The sequence below is a fragment of the Kitasatospora sp. NPDC086009 genome (assembly GCF_044540385.1).
Lineage (GTDB): Bacteria > Actinomycetota > Actinomycetes > Streptomycetales > Streptomycetaceae > Kitasatospora.
This window is the reverse complement of sequence record NZ_JBITSA010000037.1, coordinates 1-18,013: the sequence shown is the minus strand read 5'-3', so window position 1 is coordinate 18,013 and position 18,013 is coordinate 1. Positions and strand designations below refer to the sequence as shown.

The following is an 18,013-nucleotide window of genomic DNA, read 5'->3' as shown; positions in this document are numbered from 1 at the left end:
CGTGGCGCCGGCCGCACGGAGCACTCCGCGCGGCCGGGCTGCCGGTCAGGACGTGTAGTGCGAGGCGTCGTCACCCTCCAGTACCTGGCTGGACTCGCCCGTCACGCCCACCGGGACGTCACCGGCGACGGTGACGCGGTGCAGGCGGCGCGGCAGGTCGTCGTAGTCGTCCGGCGCGTAGTGCTGGGTGGCGCGGTTGTCGAACAGCACCACGTCCCCCAGCTCCCAGCGCCAGCGGACCACGTTCTCGGGCCGGGTCACGTACGCCTGCAGACTGCGCAGCAGGTCCTGGGACTCGGCGGTCGGCAGGCCGACGACCGACTGGGCGAAGCCGCCGATGAACAGCCCGCGCTCCCCGCTCTCCGGGTGCACCCGTACCACCGGGTGGACGGTGCGGTACTTGCGGGCGGTGAAGACCCGGCGGCGCTCCCGGTCCGCGGCGTCCAGCTCCTTGCCCTGCGCGTAGTCGTAGTCGTTGGTGTGCACGGCCCAGAGCCGCTCGGCGAACTCGCGCAGCTGCTCCGGCAGGTCCTGGTACGCGGTCTGGGTGTTGGCGATCAGCGTGTTCCCGCCGTACGGCGGGACGATCAGGCTGCGCAGGGTACTGGCCTTCGGAGGCGTACGGACGAAGGTCACGTCGGTGTGCCAGCGGTTGGCCCGGCCGCCGTCCTCGCTGTCCACCGCCAGGACGTTCGGCTGCCCGTCGAGCGCGGGGACGGTCGGGTGCGCGGTGGTGAGGGTGCCGAAGTTGGCGGCGAAGCGGGTCTGGCCGTCGTCGTCCAGCTGCTGGCCGCGGAAGAAGAGCGCCTTGTGCTCCACCAACGCGGCGTTGAGCCTGTCGACGGTCGCTGCGTCGAGTGCGGCGGCGGTGTCGACGCCGAGGATCTCGGCGCCGATCCGGCCGCCAATCTTGCGGATCTCGAAGGTGCTGGTCATCGGTTCTCCCTCAAACGGTGGGTACGGTGCGGACATTCAGGAGGTGGTGACGGGGGTGGCCGATCCGGCCGGCCCCGAGGCCGGGCCGATCGCTCGCAGCGCGCCCGGGGTCCGGCCCCGGCCCAGCCGATCTGCGCGCGGTAGCTGCCGAGCTGCCCGGCCTCGGTCAGCCGCCGGTCGTCACGGACGGCCGGGTCCTGCGGCTGCGGGTGGGTGTACGGGGCGATGAACAGCGCAGCCACCGGGCAGTCGGCCTCGCACCGGACGCAGGTCTGGCCGCCGCGCCGCCACCGATCACCAGGACGTCAGCCGCGAACTCCTGTTGCGTACTCACATCACACCTCTCAACTGCCCAGCGGGGCACGCCAGGCCGTGAACCTGCGCTCCAGCTCGACCAACAGCTGGTTGAAGACCAGCCCGATGACGGAGATCGTCACGATGCCCGCGTACATCTGCGGGATCGCGAAGTTGTACTGCGACGCGTTGATCAGATAGCCGAGCCCCGCCTTGGCCCCCACCATCTCGGCGGCCACCAGCACCAGGATCGACACCGCCCCGGCGAGCCGGACGCCGGTGAAGATGACCGGTACCGAGGCGGGCAGGATCACCTTCTCGAACAGTCGGGGTGCGGAGAGGTCCAGCGAGCGGGCGAGCCGGATCAGGGTCTGGTCCACACCGCGCACCGCGCTGATGGTGTTGAGCAGGATCGGCCAGAGGCAGGCGTACAGCACGATCGAGATCTTGGACGTCTCGCCGATGCCGAGGATCAGCACGAACACCGGGAGCAGGGCGAGCGCCGCCGTGTTGCGGAACAGCTCCAACAGCGGGCTGAGCAGGTTGGCCACCGGCCGGTACCAGCCGATCAGCAGGCCGAGCGGCACACCGATCACCACCGCCAGGCCGAATCCGCTGAGCGAACGGGTCAGGCTGGCCAGGGTGTTGTCGGCCAGCTGGCCGCTCTGCAGTAGTCCGTACCAGGCGTCCAGCACTTCACTGAACGGCGGCAGGAAGGTCGGGTCCACCAGGTCGAAGCGTGGGGCGAGCTCCCAGAGCAGTAGCAGCGCGACGATCGCGACGGACTTCGTCGCGCCGCTCAGCAGCAGCCCCACGAGGCGCCGTAGCAGCCCAGGCCGGTGGGCCGGCGCCGACACCGGCGTGTCCGTGCCACCGGGCGCCCGGTCCTTCGGCTCGGCAGGCGAAACGGGGGCGGGGTGCAGTACCGGCTTCGGGGCCGACGCCCTGCCCGTGGCCGGCTCGGCCACCGGTCGGGGTCGGGCGGAGGCCGTCCGCACGGCCACCCCCGGGCGCGGGTTCAGGTCGGTCATACGCGGCTGACCTCTCTCTCCAACTGCTGCGCACGGCTGACCTCGTCGTGCAGCAGACTCCAGATCTGGTGGCGGTAGCGGGCGAACTCCGGGCTGGAGCGCAGGTCCTGGCCGACTGCGCGCTCACCCAGTTCGATCGGAACGACTTCCTTCAGCCGGCCCGGGCGCGAGGTGAGCACCGCCACGCGGCCGCCCAGGTAGACCGCCTCCTCGATGCCGTGGGTGATGAACACGACGGTCTTGCCGGTCCGTTGCCAGATCCGCAGCAGTTCGTCCTGGAGCGACTCGCGGGTCTGCGCGTCGAGCGCCGCGAACGGCTCGTCCATCAACAGCACGGCCGGGTCGTACGCGAGACTGCGGGCGATCGCGACCCGCTGCTTCATGCCGCCGGAGAGTTCGTGCGGGTGACGGTCCTCGAAGCCGGTGAGACCGACCAGGTCGAGGTACTCCCGTGCTCTGGAGGCGCGTTGACGTCTCGGTACGCCGGCGGCCTCCAGGCCGAACTCCACGTTGCCCTGGGCCGTCCGCCACGGCAGCAGTGCGTACTGCTGGAAGACGATGCTGCGGTCGATCCCCGGCCCCGTGACCGGTCGGCCGTCGAGGAGGATCTCGCCGGAGGTCGGCGCCGCCAGACCCCCGAGGAGGTCCAGCAAGGTGGATTTGCCGCATCCGCTCGGCCCGACCACTGCCAGGAACTCGCCCTTGGCAACGTCGAGTTCGATCGAGTCGAGGGCGACGAATCCGGAGTGCCGACGGTCCCCGGCGCGCCCCCGTACCCGGAAGGTCTTGGTGACCTGACGAAAGCTGATGTGATCGGTCATCGCGGGCTCAGCTCCTGTCGGCGGTGGGCGAGGCGGCCGAATAGCCGTTGAACTGGTTGGTGTAGAGGTCGGCTGCCTTGACCTGCCCGGCTTTGATCTCACCGTGGTCCGTCAGCCAGTCGATCCAGAGCTGGAAGGTCTGATCCGTGATCCGGCCGCCGGGTTCAGCGACGCCGAAGGACTTCCAGTACTGGAGCGCCGCCGCGTCCTCGTTGCGGCCACGGCGCTTGATGATGTCTGTGCTGCGGGCGATCACCTCCTCGCGCGGCGTCGTCCTGGCCCACTCGATCGCCTTCGCGACTCCCGTCACGAACACCCTCGACGTGTTCGGGTTCTGCTGGAGGAACCTGTCGGTCAGCACGTACGTGCCGGCGCTGAAGGAACCCAGCAGGTCGAAGTCGCTGAACAGCGGCCTGATCCCGCCCGCCGCCAGCGCCTTGTCCCGCAGGACGCCGCCCAGCGAGGCGACCTCGATCTGCCTCTGCCGCAGCGACTGCTCGGTGTTGACCGGGGGCACGACGATCCGCTCGACCCGGCGCAACTCCGGGGCGGCGAAGCCGTTGCGCTGGAGGTAGGTGTCGAGCACCGCCTCGGCGTGGGCGCCGAGCGTGTTCATTCCGACCTTCTTGCCGACCAAGTCCCGGGCGGAGCGGATCGGGCTGTCCTCCAGCACGTAGTAGCCGTTGTAGGAGGCGGCGTCGACGCCGTAGTAGCTGATCGCCGCCTTCACCGGCGCCCCGGCCGCGATCAGCTTGACGACGGCACCGTTGAACGCCCCGCCGAAGTCCGTCTGCCCGGTTGCCGCCGACTGGATGTCCTGCGGACCGCTGATCGTGTTACCCACCCATTCCAGCTTCACGTCGCCGAAGTAGCCGAGATCCGCGGCGAGTTCGGGCAGCGTCACCTGCCCTACCGAGCCCTGGTAGCGGAGCTTCTTCGTCTCGGCACCGCCGCCTGCCGCCGTCGCCCGGCCGCAGGCGGCCGCCGCCGCCGCGACCGCGGCCAGCGTGAGGAAGCGGCGTCGGGAGGTGGGTCGGGGGGTGGGCCATGAGGTCACGGGCATGGGTGATCCTTTATTTGCGGGGTCGGCAAGGTACGCCGACGGGGACGGGCAGCAGGACTGCGCGTCACGCGGCGAGGCGGGTGAACAGCCGGTGGTGGACGGTCGGCGGTGGACGGGACCACCCGGCACACAGGGCCGAAGCGGCGGCCGCGCCGGTGGGGAGACCGCGCCGGTGGGGAGACCGCGCCGGTTCAGGCCGGCAGGTGAGAGAAGCGCGTCAGCGCGACGGAGCGCCGGTCAGTGGCAGGCAGCACAGATGGCGCTCGCGTGCCGTCGCAGATCGACGTGCAGGCGGCCCACAAGGCGCTCGGATTGGCTCACGACCGACAGCCTGGCAGCGGACCGGGAGCAGGTCAACGAATGTTCAGCCGCCGGAAGAAACCCGCCGCCGCGGGGAGTAGCGCCACGCGCCTGCAGACCGCGGCGCGGTGCCGGCCGGCTTGGCAGCGGCCGGGCCCGAGGACCGACCAGGTGATCGGCACCTCCCGCGCAGAGTGCTCCCGGGCCGAGGAGACCGGCATCGATCGCCGGACCGCGGTGATCCCCACGGACGCCGATCGCCTGGCACCACCTACGCCGCCCGCGCCGCCTGCGCCGACAACCGGCCCCTCCGTCCCCGGGACCGCTGCCTGCCCGGCACCGGGCGACTCGCTCAGCGAGCCGACCAGGTGGGCAGTGGGGAAGGTGACGACGGAAGATGACGACGTCGCCTCGGCTGGCGGGCGCGGTGTTGCCGCGCCGGCAACACGCGTCGGTGGCTGCACCGGCGCGGCGCTGGTGTCATGGCGGCTCTTCACGATCGAGGTCGGGGTCGCGGTCCGGAGCTTCCCGTTCGCGCGGCGCTACTGGCGCGGGTGCCTGGCTCGGCGTCGGCGACGCGGAGGCCGTCGATCATGAAAGCCGCGAGACGTCGTGCCGCTGCGTCGCGCGTGGAGGCGGGCGCGGCGGTCAGTCCGCGGCCGGCGAGGAGAATGACGACGAAGTCATCGAGCACGAAGTCCGGACGCAACCGGCCCGCAGCTTGCGCGCGGCGGATGAGGGTCGAGACGGCGCGGCCCAACTCCTCGCGGTGTGCCTCGAAGTCGACGATGTCGGGGTGTGCCGACATGAACGCGTCCGTGAAGCCCTGGTTGCGCGCGTTGAGGAGCAGGGCGCGCTCGATGACGTCGCAGAGCCCGCGCCACGGATCCGGGTCGGCGGTGCCGTCGTAGACGATCGAGCTGCACTCGGCGAGCTCCTCCTCGAACGCCTCGAGCACCAGGTCCTGCTTCGTCGGGAACCGGCGGTAGAGGGTCGCGGGCCCGACGTCCGCACGCCGGGCGATCTGTCGCATCGTCACCCCCAGCCCGGACTCCGCGAAGAGCGCCCGGGCCGCGGCGAGGACACGATCGCGGTTCTCCCTCGCGTCGACACGCAGCAGGTGAGTCATCTTTCAGGCGATCTCTCTCACAACAGCAAGTGGACGCATCCGTCCGTTACGTTCGATCGTACGGGAGTCAACCGGCCCGAACCAGTCAGGAGCGATGCATGCGAGCAGTCTCGATCCGTACTTTCGGCGGCCCGAACGGTATGGAGGTCGTCGATGTCCCCGTCCCCAGCCCGAGCGCAGGTGAGGTCGTCATCCGGACCGCGGCGATCGGGGTCGGCGGAGTCGACGCGGTGATCCGGCGCGGCACGCTGGGCGCGCTCGGCCCGGCCATGCCTCGCGACGGTCTGGTGCCGGGAAGTGAGGTGGCCGGGACGGTCGCGGCCGTGGGAGCGGGTGTCGAGGCGTCATGGCTCAACCGACGCGTCTGGGCGTTCACCGGCCTCTCCGGCGGCTACGCCGAGTACGCGGTCGCGCGGATCGCGAACGTCACGCCGCTGCCCGCCGGCCTGACGCCCGTCGATGCGGTGACACTCGGCAGTGCCGCCCCGGTGGCGCACTTCGCCCTGCAGCAGGCGCACTTCGCCGAGGGCGAGACTGTGCTGGTACGTGGCGCGGCCGGCAGCATCGGCATCGCAGCCGTCGAGATCGCGGCCCGGGCCGGTGCACGGGCAGTCGCGGTGACCACGTCGTCAGCCGAGCGGGGCGAGCGGTTGATGGAGTACGGCGCGACACACGTGCTCGACCGTGACGGGAACAGTACGCGTGGTCCCGAGCCGGCCGGCTTCGATGTGATCGTCGACATCGTCTCCGGGCCGGCGCTGCCCTCGTTCCTCGCGCGGCTCGCACCCCGTGGTCGGCTCGTGCTGGTCGGCCTCGTCGCCGGGCCGCCTCCGGCGGACTTCGGGTCGGCGCTGCTGAGCCGGTTCCGGCAGTCGCTGTCGGTCGCGACCTTCAGTCTGGACACGGTGCCGCGAGCTGACCTGGCCCGGATACGCGCCGACCAGTTGGAGGCCGCGGTGCGAGGTGACCTCAGCGCCGTCGTCCATGCCGTCCTCCCACTCGAAGCTGCGGCAGACGCCCACCGGCTGATGGATGCCGGCGAGGTCTTCGGGCGGGTCGTCCTGACACCGTGACGCACCGCCGCCCGTGACGTGGGTTCTACTGGTGCACCAGCGTGCCGCGCAGGGGTGAGCGTCGAAGTTGGCTACAGGGCACGCATTCCCGGAGCGTGTAGCGGCTGGGCGGCGCATCCGGCTGCCGCTGTCGAGGTCAGGCCTCCTCGGGGCCACCTTGGTGGCCACCCCGGCAGGCTGCACGCACGCTGACGCCCACCCCTGGCCACCCCCGCTCTCCAGGGGTTCACCTCAGGTGGGAGATGAGGATCCATACGGCAACAGCGAGGAACACGATCCCGACCACGCGCTGCATCGTGTAACCCCTGCGCGTGGGCTCCGCGCCATCGGGGTCCTTCACCCACCCTTGCTGGAGCCGCCGGTTCACCCCCCCCCACATGAGCTGGGGCCGCAGTACCTGAACAAGCCCCATGGCGAACACCAAGCACGCCACCACGATGAACATCCGTCCCCTCGTAGGCCGCTGTGGGCGCCGTCTCATCTGATGCTCTCTCATACGACGCCTGCCCTGCGGACCTCGCATGAAGAAGGGAGTCCGTAAGGCATCGCCGACTACCGGCGATGATCGCCGTGGCGGCGGGCGCCGGCTCATCGGGTCCGTTCGGCGTGGGCAGAACGGACCCGATGAGCCGGTAGGAGCTTCCTCCGGGGCACGGTGCGGTCGTCGGGTGCGCGAGGCGCCGGGACCGACGGGTGCCCCTCGGCGGACCGGTGACCAGCGGGCACGGGCGGCCGGCGCCCGGGGAGGCAGAGGATGTTCCGCGGCGCAGCAGCCGTGGTCGTCCGGCGTCGAGCCCAAGACCGTCCTCAGAGTGCAAAGGGCCGGTACTCCAGAGCCTGATCGACAACCTCCGCAGCCGTTGGTGCCGGTCCCTTCGGCCAGAAGACCAAGTCGCTGACAGAGCCGCTTGGGCATCCGAAAGCCCTGTCCAACGCCGCCAAGGCCTGGGCAAGTTCGGCGTCGGTGGCGTAGTCCGCGTCCATGGCCCTCTGCAGCATCGCCACGGCGGTCTCGCGAGCCATCACCACTGCGGTCACCCCTTTCAGGCGAAGGGGAGCCTATCGACCTGCAACGTCGGCCGCACAGCTGTCAGATGCTGGTGAGGCTGACGTTCCCGAAGCTGGGGTGCGGCCCGGCCGTGGGCGCTCCCGGGGCGGCCTCGGCACCCTCGGGCGCGCCCGGCGCCGGCTGCGGGACGGACGGCACGATCGAGACCGTGAGCGGACCGTCCGGCAGCAGCCCCTGGTCCTGGAGCCGCTGGACCTGCTCGGTGACGTCGAAGTGGATGTCGTGGCCGCCGCCGTGCTCGTGCTCGCTGTCGACCTCGGCCGCCCCGAAGAAGGAGATCCAGCCGACGAAGTAGGGGCCCTCCGGGTCGAGGTCGCTGCTCGGGCCGTTGAGGAAGACGTGGAACGGCGTCCCCGGCGGCACGTCGGTGCGCACGTCGTGCACGGTGAGGATGAGGCAACGCCGGGAGCGAGGCAGGGCCAGCACGGCGGCCCTCGACTTCAGCCACGCGCGCGGCCGCGCCCACGGCGCCAGCCCCCGATGGGCGATCGGCGGCGAGCGGTGGCACGGGGATGGTCATCGCTGCTCCGGAGGGAGGGGGTGGACGGCCGAGCGGATCGCCATGTCGACGCCCGACTGGGAGGTCAGTTCCTGGAGGTGGCTGGCCGCCTCCGAATCGGCGCAGCACGTCTGCGACCTCCGCAGCCCCGGAGCCTCTCAGGGTGCGCAGCCAGTTCAGGGTGGCCTGTTGCGGGGGCCGCTGGTTATGGGCCTCGTCCCAGGAGCACGGAGCGGTGGCCGCCTCCGTCAGCAGCTGAAGGTCGTCGGCGCGGCCCGCCGCCCGGGCGATACCCAGGAGCCACAGCATCGCGCGGTTCCTGACGCGGGCCTTGGGCTCGGGCTCGGCGAGGCGGTGGGAACGCATCGCCGTGAGCACGGTGGTGGCCTGGTGTGGGTTAGGCCATAGCGCGAATGCGGGCTTCTTGAGGACCGTGAGGACGTGCAGGTACAGGTTGGCGTCGGCGGGGCTGGCCGCGGCGAGGGCCAGGAGCTCGCCAGCCGCGTCGTCGCTGCCCGCGTTGGCTTCAGTAAGTGTGTCGCGCCGCGCCCTCGTCCATCGCCGACCGCCCTCCTGAGACCGACTACGCGAGGCACAGCACGTTCATCGCTGCGGCCCCGCCGGCTCCTTGAGGGCCTGGCGGTGCCGCCGCGGGTCCGAGGCTCACGTTCCGCAGACGGAGCGGCAACACCTCCGCCGCCCCCGGGGACTGCCCGTGCGGCTGCCGGCGTCGTCGAGCGCAGGACTGCCTCCGCAACACATTGGCCGAGCAATTCCGTAAGGGAGTTGACGCGCCCGCCCGGTGGCCCAACTTCACCGCCACGGCCGCTTGAAGAGTGGCCCCGCGATGAAAGGCGTCCAACCTGTGGATCGGTGTGGGTGTTGGCGTAGCGCGGCAGGACGGCGTCCCGGATGAAGTCCTCGACGAACCCGAGCGGGCGGCCGGAGGCGGTGTGGTCGGCGTAGGTGATCCGGCGTGGGCCGTACGGGCCGTGGAGGACTTCTCCCTCGCCGATCAGTCCGGCGCGGATGCGGGCGAGGACCTCGGCCGGCGCGGGCGCGGTCGACCTCACGGCGTGAGGGCGGATGGTCGGTCGTCCACTGGAGGCGGGCTCGACACCGTTACGGCCGATCAGCTGAGCGACCGAGGGCGACCGCCGACCCGGGCCGCCTCAGGTGCGCCCGTAGCGGACTGCCTGGCCGGCGAACTCCCGGGCCATCTCCTCGGTCACGGTCGGCCGGGTGCGCCGGATGGCGTCCAGGTAGTCCTCGGTGCCGGGTTCGGTGCGTTCCCCCGTGTCGAGGGTGTGCTCGAAGACGGCCTGGGCGACCGCCATGGCGACCTGCCGGATGTCTGCGGGGGTGAAGCCGCTGCTGGCGTCGGCCAGCACAGCCGTGTCGGCCGCCGTGCCCGTCCTGGCGGTGTAGCCGGCCCAGAGGGCGTTGCGGGCCTCGTGGTCCGGCGGCCCCACCGGCAGGACGTAGTCGAACCGGCCGTGGCGCAGGAACGCCGGGTCCAGGGCGGCCACCGAGTTGGTGGCGCAGACGAGCAGCCGGCCCTCCCGGTCGCGGAACCGCACGATCGACTTGAGGAGCTCGTTGACCACGCCTACCGACGCGGGATCGGCGAGGCTGCGGGTGCCGGCGACCTCCTCGACTTCGTCGATGAAGACCAGCACGTGGTCCAGCTGCGCCATTTCCTCGAAGCGGCGGCCGAGCCCCGTGGCGAGCCCGTCCTCCGAAGCGATCCGCGAGGGGAAGAACTCTACGAACGGCCAGCCGAGCCGGCCGGCCACGGCCTTGGCGAAGGTGCTCTTGCCCGTGCCCGGCGGGCCGAACAGCACGACCGCGCGCGGCGGTTCCACCCCGTGGGCGTCCGCGAGTTCGGGATTGGCCAGCGGCAGCACCAGTCGCCGTTCGATGAGCCGCTTCTCGTCGGCCATCCCCGTGAGCTGCCCCCAGAGGCGGGCCTCGGGCACCATCGCGCCCAGCGAGGCCAGCACCGTCGTGCCCTGGCCAGTCACCGCCTGCGGTTTCTCGAAGTAGGTGAGCCCCCGGTGAGGACGGAACCCGGAGTTGCCCAGCGCTGCGGCGCCGGTCTCCTCCTCGGGCAGCAGGGCCGCGACGACTCGCGCCCCGGCATCCTGCAGTCGGTGCTCCAGCGCGGACAGCAGCGCCGTCCCCAGCCCGAGGTTCCGCCAGGCGGGGTGCAGCGCGATCCGCAGCACCCAGGCCCGGTCCCCGTCCACCCGGCCCACCGCCGTGCCCACCAGACGCCCGTCGGCCACCGCGACGACGCTCGGATTCTGCGCCTGCAGCGCGGCGACGAGCTCGGAGAGCCGGAAGACGGCGGGTCGGTCCGTGGTGGCGCTCTCACCGTCGAGCCGCACCACCGCTTCGAGATCGTCGGGAGTGAATTCCCGAACGTGCCACACCGCCATACCGAGCCTCGAACGCCACGATTCCGGGGCTTCCATCATCGCCCCTCCACCGCCCACCCGCTCGCCCGGAGGGCGGAGCCGAGGGTGCGATCCGTCGGCTAAGAGGCGCTGGCGCCCCTCGGCCGCCTCGGTCGTTCCAGGCCGCTCAGGATCACGTCCAGCGCGAACTCGAACTCGGCCTGGTCACGGCAGTTGCCGACCGTCGACGGAGCCGAGGTGGCCGATCACGGCCGGGGTCGGACTGGTTCGGGACTGGATCACGCCGACGGTCCAGGGGGGCGAAGCAGCACCCGGCGCGCGGCGAGGGTGCGCTCCCGCATCGTGCGCTGCCACTCGCCCGCGCCTGGCGGGCCGATCTCGCCGACGACGAGATTCACCGTGCCGTCGAGGAGTTCGTCCTTGTCGGCCACATGCTTGTGGAGCGCTATCGGCACCACGCCCAGCTCCTGGGCAAGCTTGCGCATGCTGATCGTGTCCGTCCCGGCGCGTCGGCGAACGAGACCGCCGCCCGCAGCACTCCTTCCTGGCTGGGCGGTGCCCGCCGCGCCTCTGTCCGCTGACCGGTTCATCTGGCCGAGTGTGCGGCGTACGCCTTACGTCGACGTCAGATGTACGCCGTACACCTCGACTGGGTGGGGAGTTCCGGATGAACGCAGCAGACGCACCCCGAGCGGACTGGCCGACTTGGTGGAGGCGAAGGACCTGCGCAGCGGGCGGCGGCGGGCGGTAGGAAGCCTGGCGGTGCGGGCGGCTTGCGACAGGTGCGCCCCAAGGGCTCTGGTGCCGTCCTCACGTTCTCGAGCTCGCTCGCATCCCTCGCGAACCGGGACGCGGGAACGATTCCGGGAGTCGGGGGCGCTTGCGGCCGCTCGACCGCTACCAGGCTCTGGAAGGTCAGCGACGGCAACGGCACCGTGTACACGTTCGACTCGCCTACCACGGCGGGTCTCGCCGCCAGTACCGACTTGGGCACCCTCAAAGCGTCGAATTCCTTGCCTCGCGGTCAGGAGGTTCTGCCAGGAGGCGCAGGCGGCCTCCAGGCGGCAGCCTTTCGGGTTCCGTTCCGCCAGCCTGGGCGCATCGCCCGCCGCGAAAGGGCCATCTCGCGGCCGAGCCGAGGGCTGAACGCCTCCGCCGCCACTACCCGCACCTCCGCGCCGGGCACGGAGCCGCTGGACCACTGCGCTACCGCCGGTCGCCGGTAGCGCCCCGCAGGCCCGCTCCCCACGCCCGGTGCGTTGACTGCCGAGGCGAGGCTGTCGCCACTCCACGTGGCTCCCGGGAGCAACGCCCTCAGCAGCGGTTCTCGGCACGTGAAGCGGTCATACCCAGATCCTGCGCGCCCGTGGCGGGCGGATGCGGCAGGTCAGCCCTGTCCGTCATCTGAGGGCCGTTCAGTCGGCTGCGCCCGCGCTGATCGTCCGCCCGGTCCTGTCGGGGTGCGGGGGCCGACTCAGCTGATGGTGAGGGTGGCGACGCTGTCGATCCTGGACACCGTGCCCAGACCGAGGGTGCACGCGAGGAGGGCGGTCGAGGGGGCGACGAGTTGGTAGACGACCGTGTCGCCGGTGAACAGGCCGGAGGTGACGGTTCCGGTCACCGTGGTGGTGAGCGCGGCGGCGGCGAGGTTGACGGTCCTGGTGCCGGTGACGACGCTGGTCGCGCCGGTGTTCCAGGTGAAGCTGATGACGGTGGGGGCGGAGTTCAGGAGGGTGAGGCACGAGTAGGAGGGAATGGTCACCTGGTGGACGGTGACGGGTGCCGAGTTGATGGCGGGCACACTCAGCGACGTGCAGGTGTTCAGGTCGCGGGTGATCGTCACGGTGGTGCTGGCGGGCGTCAGGTCCAGCGGCGGTGAGTACGTGGAAGAGTCGCTGCTGGGTGCCGTACACAGGACGTCTCCCACGGCCGCCCGGGCCGGCGAGCCGGCCGCGACCGTGGCTGCCGCCAGCGCCAGCGCGCCGAACGAGGCGATGACAGAGTTCCACTTCATCGAGGAGCCCCTTTCATGAGGATTCAAGGTTCCAGGGCCTGTTGCTCGGCGGTCGGCGGCGGTGCAGCCGACGTTTCGCCGCCCGGTCCGCCCGGGCCCTGGTGAGGGTGCAGTCACAGGTCGAGGATCGCCACGTCACCGGTGTAGTCGAGTTCGGCGACGCCGGTCGTGGCGCAGGCGTCGAGCTGGCTGTTCGGTCGGTGTGGGGCGGAGCCGGCCGGTAGCAGGAGTGTGGCCGGGGCGGTGGACAGTGTTGCGGCGAGTCGGAGCGGGAAACGCATTCTGTCTCCAAGCATCGGCAGCGCGCCGGGGTCAGGTCATGATGGCTCACTTCGTCCCACCCGCCCAGAGGCGCACGTGGATGCGTCGCGCGCCCCGGGGCGACGCCGTGTCGTTGCCGGCGCGGCCCCGACTGCTCGGTGAGCGGGACACCGGGCAGGTGAGAAGGCGCTCCGACACTGACGTCAGACGGAACGCCGTGGAGGGCATCGGCCGGTCGCCAGGCGCGACCGCCGCCGCAGTCGCCCTGAGCGCCTCGGCGATTCTCGGCACTCGGGCCGTCTCCGGGGTCTGTGCCGTCCGGCGTCGCGCAGGGAGGCCTTCTCGGCAACGGCCCGGTAGGACCGTCCCGGCCGGTGCGGAGTCACTTCGCGCGGGCGCTCCCCTTCGTACGACCGAGGAGAACCCCCGTGTACCGGAGCCTCGCTCGCGGCACCCGCGCAACCGCGTCCTGCACGGCGGCGTCGACCGCCGTCGGGGAGTGGGCCCCAGCAACCCTGCCCGCCGCAACCACGACCGCCGTCGCGTGTCCGCTGGGCACGGAGGCCGTCACCTTCACCCCAAGGCTGAAACTGGCCGTCCCGCCTCCGGCACCCCTCGACCCGTCCGTCTCCCTCAGCGCGAGCGGCGCACTCGCCGCCTGCGTGTCGCTCGACCTGCACCACACCTCGGGAACGATCATGTTCACCGGCAGCGGGCCGCTCACCTGCCTGGGCGGCAACCCACCGGAAGCGCGGGCGGGTCACGCCGTCTGATCCCGGCACCACCCCCTCCGACTTCACCTTCACCGGCAGGGGCGGTACGCCCCGACGGTGTGACCGCCCTGCCCCTGTCCGGCAGTGTGACGGCCGACCGTCAGGCGCCCGGCGCACAGATCGGCGCCTGGCGCACCACCGAGCCCCACGCCGTGCGTCACCACCGTTCCACGCCCGATTCACTCGGTGCTCGGCTCGTGTTAGCGTCCGATGATCCTGATCCGAGCTGCGCCCAGGCCCGTCGGCCGGAGCGCAGCTCCACGGGGCGATCGGCGAGGGGGCACCACCATGGCAGCACCGGAGACGAATCGGCGGACGGCGGAGCAGCGGACCGGGTGGGCTGCCGGGCGGACGACCACCGCACCACCCCGAGCGGGACGTTCGGCGAGGGTCCTGGTCACCGATCTGGACGGCACGCTGCTCGGCGGCGACCGGGCCGACCGCCGCCGGCTGCACGATGCCCTGGCCCGGCACCCGGAGGTAACCGTGGTCTTCGCGACCGGCCGCGGGCTCTCCTCAGTACGCGAGGTGCTGCGGGAGCCGCTGGTGCCCAGACCGCGCTGGATCATCGCCGATGTCGGGGCGAGCGTCATCGACGGCACCGACCAGAGCCCGGTCGCGGACCTGCAGCACCGACTGCGCAGCGGCTGGCCCGGGGCCGAACGCGTAAGGGCCGCGCTGCGGCGCTTCCCGGCGCTGGTCTACCAGCACGGCGTGGCTCAGGACGGCCGCTGCTCGTTCCACCTGCGCCCGGACCAGCTGACCCCGGAACTCACCGAGACCGTCCGGGCGCTGGGTTGCAGCTGGCTCTACTCGGCGGACCGCTACTTCGACGTGCTCCCGCCCGGTGCGAGCAAGGGCGGCGCGCTGGCGGCGCTGGCCGCCCAGCAGAACTGGCCGATGAGTTCCGTCCTGGTCGCCGGTGACTCCCTCAACGACCTGTCGCTGTACGGGCTCGGCGCGCACGGTGTGATCGTCGGCAATGCCGAATCCGCCCTGCTCGCCGCCGTCCCCGACGACCGAGCCGTCCGCCGCCCCGACCGGCCCGGCGCCGCCGGCATCCTGGCTGCCCTGCAAGAGCTCGGCTGGATCGAGCGCGACTATCCACTCGTGGTCGGCTACCACCGCCCGCCCGTCCGCCTGACACCCGGCGGCTGGCGCCCGCCCGCAAGCCCGAACGGCATCCTGCCCACCCTGCGCAGCCTGTTCGCCGCCAACCCGCAGGCGATCTGGGCCACCGCCGCCGTTCTCGGACCGCACGCCCGTGCCGGCCGCCTGGACGGGCACGACACCGGTCTGCCGCTCTCCTTCGTACCGCTGACTCCCGCCGAATGGGCCGCCTACTTCCACCGAGCGTGCAAGGAGACGCTCTGGCCGGTGCTGATGTCGCAGCCCCAGCGGCTGCGCTTCGACCCGGAGACCTGGACCGGTTACCGCGAGGTGAACGCCCGCTTCGCCGACCACATCGCCGCCCGCGCGGCACCGGGCGCCACCGTGTGGCTGCACGACTACAACCTGTGGCTCGTCCCCGGACTGCTCCGCCCGGTCCGCCCCGACCTGCGGATCGGCCTGTTCCACCACACCCCGTTTCCCGCGCCCGAGATCTTCGCGGCCCTGCCCACCGCCACCGAGATCCGCGCCTCGCTGAGTCACCTGGACTGGGCCGGCTTCCACACCGAGACCTTCGCCGAACATTTCCGCCGGACCCTCGTCGCAAGCCCGGGCGCGGCCCGCGTCGACGTTCCGCGCATCGGCGTCCACCCGCTCGGCATCGACCGCGAGGCCATCGCCTCGGCGGCCCGGGCCAGCGTCCGTACCCGTTCCCCGGCCCGAACGGAGGCCCCTACCGACCGTCCCCGGGGTGGCTCGGCCGACGGGCCGCTCGTGCTCTCCGTCGAACGGCTCGACTACGCCAAGGCCCCCGTGCAGAAGGTCGATGCCGTCGCGTCCCTGCTCGCCCGGCGTCCCGAGCTGCGGGGACGACTGCGGTTCCGGCTGGTCTGCCCGCCTCCCGAGCCCGGCATCACCTCGTACGACGTGACCCGGCAAGTGCTGGAGAGTCGGATCACTGAGGTCAACCAGGCGTGGAGTAAAGGGAGTTGGAAGCCCGTCGAGTATCTGCCGCGCAGCCTGCCCTTCGCCGAGGTGATCGACCACTACCTCGACGCCGACGTGCTCTGGGTGACCTCCCTGCAGGACGGGATGAACCTGACCGCGAAGGAGTTCATCGCGGCCCAGCGGGCCGTCGGCCGCTCCGGGGTGCTGGTTCTCTCCCGCCACGCGGGAGCAGCCGCCCAACTCGGTGCCGCTGCGCTGCTCACCGACCCCCACTCACCCGAGGACCTGGCGGACACCCTGCACCGGGCGCTGACCCTCGGGTCCGACGAGCGCCGTCGGCGATTGGAACGCCTCGCCGACCTGCTCGGCGACGACCATCCCGCCGTCTGGGCCGCCGGTATCACCGCCGCCATCCGCGGCGACGACTCCCCGGATGCCTCCCGTGATGCCTCCCGGGAGGGCTCCGACGCCATGTCGGTCGCCGAGCGGTGACGGTGCGCGGAGCCCGCCGTTGGCGCTCGTGCCCCGGAACCGGCGGCGCAGGCTGGTGGAGGGGCCCCACCGGTGCGACGTCGCCACGTCCCACCCGCATGCGTGTGCGGTGTTCATGACCTGCGACGGGCCGCCCCCGGGTAGGACACCATTCGTTCCGTGCCGTCACGCCGACACGCCCCCTGCCTCGTCCGCCGCCGAGCGGATTGTCGGGGGGTAGTCACCATGCCGCCGCGAGTTCTTGACGGACGGGCAGGACGCCGGAGACCTCTCCTCATGGCGACGGATCGCGGTTCGGAGTGTCCCGTGTCGCCCGGGTCCCGTGCGCCCGGCCGGCCGTCGCCCCCGGCGGGCGGTACTACGCGAAGGACGGCCTCCGGCCGAAGGGGCGGCGCCGCGGGCGGGTGGCGGTCGGGGGGCCGTCACGCTTCGCCATCCCGGCCAGCCGGTCCGCCTGGTGGCCGGGATGGCGAAGCGGCGGGCCCGAGCCGTTGTCGGCGCGGCTGTGGAGTGGGATCAGGGCGGTGACGAGTGTCAAATAGTCGCTCATTCCAAGGTTCCTTTCGGTCTTCATCCTCTGACCTCAAGGGTGACGTATCGTCATGACGACCGTTTTGCAGGCGTGTCTCGTGTTGGTGGCCGTGAGGTGGACGCCAGGCCCTGGACGTTACCGGGGGCCGCGCGAGTGTTACGGCATGCGTGATGGGGGAGGCTGGAACGTCGACGAATCAGGCAGGCGGCACGGCGTACGGATCCCCACGGCCGTGACCCGGCGGGACGACCCGCGGGCCTTGGTCGGGCCGGCCGGGGGAGTGGAACGCGACGACGCGGCCGCCGACGAGCAGTTCCGACATGCAGCCCCGCTCCACCAACCTCGCCGGAGGGCTGCGGCCACCTTCCCCGCCCGTAGCCGGACACCACCCCTGCCCCGTCCGGCGCCGTATCGCCGACGTCACCGCCGGCCCGGTGGCACCGTCGGTTCTTTCGGGTCAGTGGCCTGCGGCTTGATGCGGGGCATGTGACTTGATGCGGGGTATGTGACATGAGCGGCCCCATATCCAGCCGACAGGCGCGGGCGCCACGGTCTGGCGACAGCGCCCCGCCAAAGCCACAGAGCCGGCCCGGGCGCTGGGGCGCGGTGGCGCGGTTCGTGGTCGTGGCGCAAAAAGGCCGCCCCCGCATTTCTGCGGAAACGGCCCACGCCCTGCATGGAAGCTGAGCTGATCAGCAGGATTTGTACCTGCACCCCCGACGCCCAAGCGATCCCGCTATCCCTCGGCCGAAGGGCCGGGTCGAGATTTCGCGATCACGAGCCGCAGAATCAGGGCTCCTGCTTCTCTGATCTGCATCTGCACCTCCTCGTGATCGTCCTGCCGGTAAGTCCTCCGGCGCTGTCCAGGTTACTCCGGGAAGGCACGAATTGGGGCAATTCAGCTGCACCGGCGGTGGACCGCAACGCGGGCCGCAGCCGCAGCCGATGCTTAGAGGCCCTAACAAAAGTCGTAGTCGCGTGACTGTCGGTTGATGTGCTCGTTGGTCCGTTCGTGGGGAAGAGGGAGTCTCGTCCGTGGGTCGTGTCGGACGAACTATGGGGCTTGATCGAGCCGTTGTTGCCCGGGCCGGCGCCGAAGCTGAAGCAGGGGCGACCTCGTGTTCCGGATCGGCAGGCGCTGTGCGGGATCCTGTTCGTGCTGCACACCGGCATCCAGTGGGAGTACCTGCCCCAGGAGCTCGGCTTCGGCTCGGGCATGACCTGCTGGCGGCGCCTGGCCGCCTGGAA

Annotated in this window: 17 protein-coding genes; 4 read left to right on the top strand and 13 right to left on the bottom strand. The window is 71.5% G+C overall.

Translation table 11 applies throughout. From position 1 onward, the window contains the following. Positions 1-45: 45 nt before the first annotated feature. The 5 genes from ACIF6L_RS38165 to ACIF6L_RS38145 form a co-directional block, all read right to left on the bottom strand. The gene (locus ACIF6L_RS38165) at positions 46-936 is read right to left on the bottom strand and encodes a TauD/TfdA dioxygenase family protein (protein WP_396491859.1); all 891 of its coding nucleotides are present in this window, start codon (positions 934-936) and stop codon (positions 46-48) included. A 344-nt stretch (positions 937-1,280) separates the two neighbouring features. Next, a complete protein-coding gene (locus ACIF6L_RS38160) occupies positions 1,281-2,045 on the bottom strand; it encodes an ABC transporter permease (RefSeq protein ID WP_396491858.1) in 765 nt (254 codons plus the stop codon). Positions 2,046-2,257: 212 nt separating this feature from the next. After that, positions 2,258-3,082, bottom strand: coding sequence for an ABC transporter ATP-binding protein (locus tag ACIF6L_RS38155; protein ID WP_396491857.1), 825 nt, complete (start codon positions 3,080-3,082; stop codon positions 2,258-2,260). A 7-nt stretch (positions 3,083-3,089) separates the two neighbouring features. After that, the gene (locus ACIF6L_RS38150; RefSeq protein WP_396491856.1) at positions 3,090-4,145 is read right to left on the bottom strand and encodes an ABC transporter substrate-binding protein; all 1,056 of its coding nucleotides are present in this window, start codon (positions 4,143-4,145) and stop codon (positions 3,090-3,092) included. Between the two features lie 793 nt (positions 4,146-4,938). Then, positions 4,939-5,574 carry a helix-turn-helix domain-containing protein gene (locus ACIF6L_RS38145; protein WP_359838158.1) on the bottom strand — a complete coding sequence of 212 codons (636 nt, stop codon included), beginning with the start codon at positions 5,572-5,574 and terminating at the stop codon, positions 4,939-4,941. Positions 5,575-5,672: 98 nt separating this feature from the next. On the opposite strand from ACIF6L_RS38145, the gene ACIF6L_RS38140 reads away from it, so the two are divergent. Next, on the top strand, positions 5,673-6,647 hold the full coding sequence (locus ACIF6L_RS38140; RefSeq protein ID WP_396491867.1) for a zinc-binding dehydrogenase: 975 nt from the start codon (positions 5,673-5,675) through the stop codon (positions 6,645-6,647). Positions 6,648-6,873: 226 nt separating this feature from the next. Here the strand turns inward: ACIF6L_RS38140 and ACIF6L_RS38135 are convergent, their stop codons facing one another. From ACIF6L_RS38135 to ACIF6L_RS38105, 7 genes are all read right to left on the bottom strand, one after another. Beyond that, positions 6,874-7,092: a DUF6199 family natural product biosynthesis protein gene (locus ACIF6L_RS38135; protein WP_396491855.1), complete on the bottom strand. Its 219-nt coding sequence runs from the start codon at positions 7,090-7,092 to the stop codon at positions 6,874-6,876. Between the two features lie 362 nt (positions 7,093-7,454). Beyond that, complete coding sequence (locus ACIF6L_RS38130; RefSeq protein ID WP_396491854.1) at positions 7,455-7,685, bottom strand: e9imm peptide; 231 nt, start codon at positions 7,683-7,685, stop codon at positions 7,455-7,457. 52 nt (positions 7,686-7,737) lie between these two features. Further along, entirely contained in the window at positions 7,738-8,091 is a 354-nt protein-coding gene (locus ACIF6L_RS38125) for a hypothetical protein (protein ID WP_396491853.1), read from the bottom strand. Positions 8,092-9,387: 1,296 nt separating this feature from the next. Next, positions 9,388-10,656 (bottom strand): ATP-binding protein, encoded by a 1,269-nt coding sequence (locus ACIF6L_RS38120; protein WP_396491852.1) that lies wholly within the window; start codon positions 10,654-10,656, stop codon positions 9,388-9,390. 257 nt (positions 10,657-10,913) lie between these two features. After that, entirely contained in the window at positions 10,914-11,120 is a 207-nt protein-coding gene (locus ACIF6L_RS38115) for a hypothetical protein (protein WP_396491851.1), read from the bottom strand. 989 nt (positions 11,121-12,109) lie between these two features. Next, positions 12,110-12,649: a hypothetical protein gene (locus ACIF6L_RS38110; RefSeq protein WP_396491850.1), complete on the bottom strand. Its 540-nt coding sequence runs from the start codon at positions 12,647-12,649 to the stop codon at positions 12,110-12,112. A 113-nt stretch (positions 12,650-12,762) separates the two neighbouring features. After that, positions 12,763-12,930 carry a hypothetical protein gene (locus tag ACIF6L_RS38105; protein ID WP_396491849.1) on the bottom strand — a complete coding sequence of 56 codons (168 nt, stop codon included), beginning with the start codon at positions 12,928-12,930 and terminating at the stop codon, positions 12,763-12,765. A gap of 408 nt (positions 12,931-13,338) precedes the next feature. Here ACIF6L_RS38105 and ACIF6L_RS38100 point away from each other — a divergent pair, with 408 nt between their 5' ends. Then, positions 13,339-13,683, top strand: a complete 345-nt coding sequence (locus tag ACIF6L_RS38100; RefSeq protein WP_396491848.1) for a hypothetical protein — start codon at positions 13,339-13,341, stop codon at positions 13,681-13,683. Positions 13,684-13,971: 288 nt separating this feature from the next. After that, the gene (locus ACIF6L_RS38095; protein ID WP_396491847.1) at positions 13,972-16,233 is read left to right on the top strand and encodes an HAD-IIB family hydrolase; all 2,262 of its coding nucleotides are present in this window, start codon (positions 13,972-13,974) and stop codon (positions 16,231-16,233) included. A 358-nt stretch (positions 16,234-16,591) separates the two neighbouring features. Here the strand turns inward: ACIF6L_RS38095 and ACIF6L_RS38090 are convergent, their stop codons facing one another. Continuing rightward, positions 16,592-16,783 carry a hypothetical protein gene (locus ACIF6L_RS38090; RefSeq protein WP_396491846.1) on the bottom strand — a complete coding sequence of 64 codons (192 nt, stop codon included), beginning with the start codon at positions 16,781-16,783 and terminating at the stop codon, positions 16,592-16,594. A 994-nt stretch (positions 16,784-17,777) separates the two neighbouring features. Between ACIF6L_RS38090 and ACIF6L_RS38085 the strand changes: the two genes are divergently transcribed. Continuing rightward, a partial coding sequence (locus tag ACIF6L_RS38085) for a transposase (protein ID WP_396491845.1) occupies positions 17,778-18,013 on the top strand: 236 nt, incomplete at its 3' end.

Coding starts and splice junctions, on each gene's coding strand:
- ACIF6L_RS38165 (WP_396491859.1), bottom strand. CDS start 936: ATGACCAGCACCTTCGAGATCCGCAAGATTGGCGGCCGGATCGGCGCC.
- ACIF6L_RS38155 (WP_396491857.1), bottom strand. CDS start 3,082: ATGACCGATCACATCAGCTTTCGTCAGGTCACCAAGACCTTCCGGGTA.
- ACIF6L_RS38150 (WP_396491856.1), bottom strand. CDS start 4,145: ATGCCCGTGACCTCATGGCCCACCCCCCGACCCACCTCCCGACGCCGC.
- ACIF6L_RS38145 (WP_359838158.1), bottom strand. CDS start 5,574: ATGACTCACCTGCTGCGTGTCGACGCGAGGGAGAACCGCGATCGTGTC.
- ACIF6L_RS38140 (WP_396491867.1), top strand. CDS start 5,673: ATGCGAGCAGTCTCGATCCGTACTTTCGGCGGCCCGAACGGTATGGAG.
- ACIF6L_RS38135 (WP_396491855.1), bottom strand. CDS start 7,092: ATGTTCATCGTGGTGGCGTGCTTGGTGTTCGCCATGGGGCTTGTTCAG.
- ACIF6L_RS38120 (WP_396491852.1), bottom strand. CDS start 10,656: ATGGCGGTGTGGCACGTTCGGGAATTCACTCCCGACGATCTCGAAGCG.
- ACIF6L_RS38115 (WP_396491851.1), bottom strand. CDS start 11,120: ATGCGCAAGCTTGCCCAGGAGCTGGGCGTGGTGCCGATAGCGCTCCAC.
- ACIF6L_RS38110 (WP_396491850.1), bottom strand. CDS start 12,649: ATGAAGTGGAACTCTGTCATCGCCTCGTTCGGCGCGCTGGCGCTGGCG.
- ACIF6L_RS38105 (WP_396491849.1), bottom strand. CDS start 12,930: ATGCGTTTCCCGCTCCGACTCGCCGCAACACTGTCCACCGCCCCGGCC.
- ACIF6L_RS38095 (WP_396491847.1), top strand. CDS start 13,972: ATGGCAGCACCGGAGACGAATCGGCGGACGGCGGAGCAGCGGACCGGG.
- ACIF6L_RS38090 (WP_396491846.1), bottom strand. CDS start 16,783: ATGAGCGACTATTTGACACTCGTCACCGCCCTGATCCCACTCCACAGC.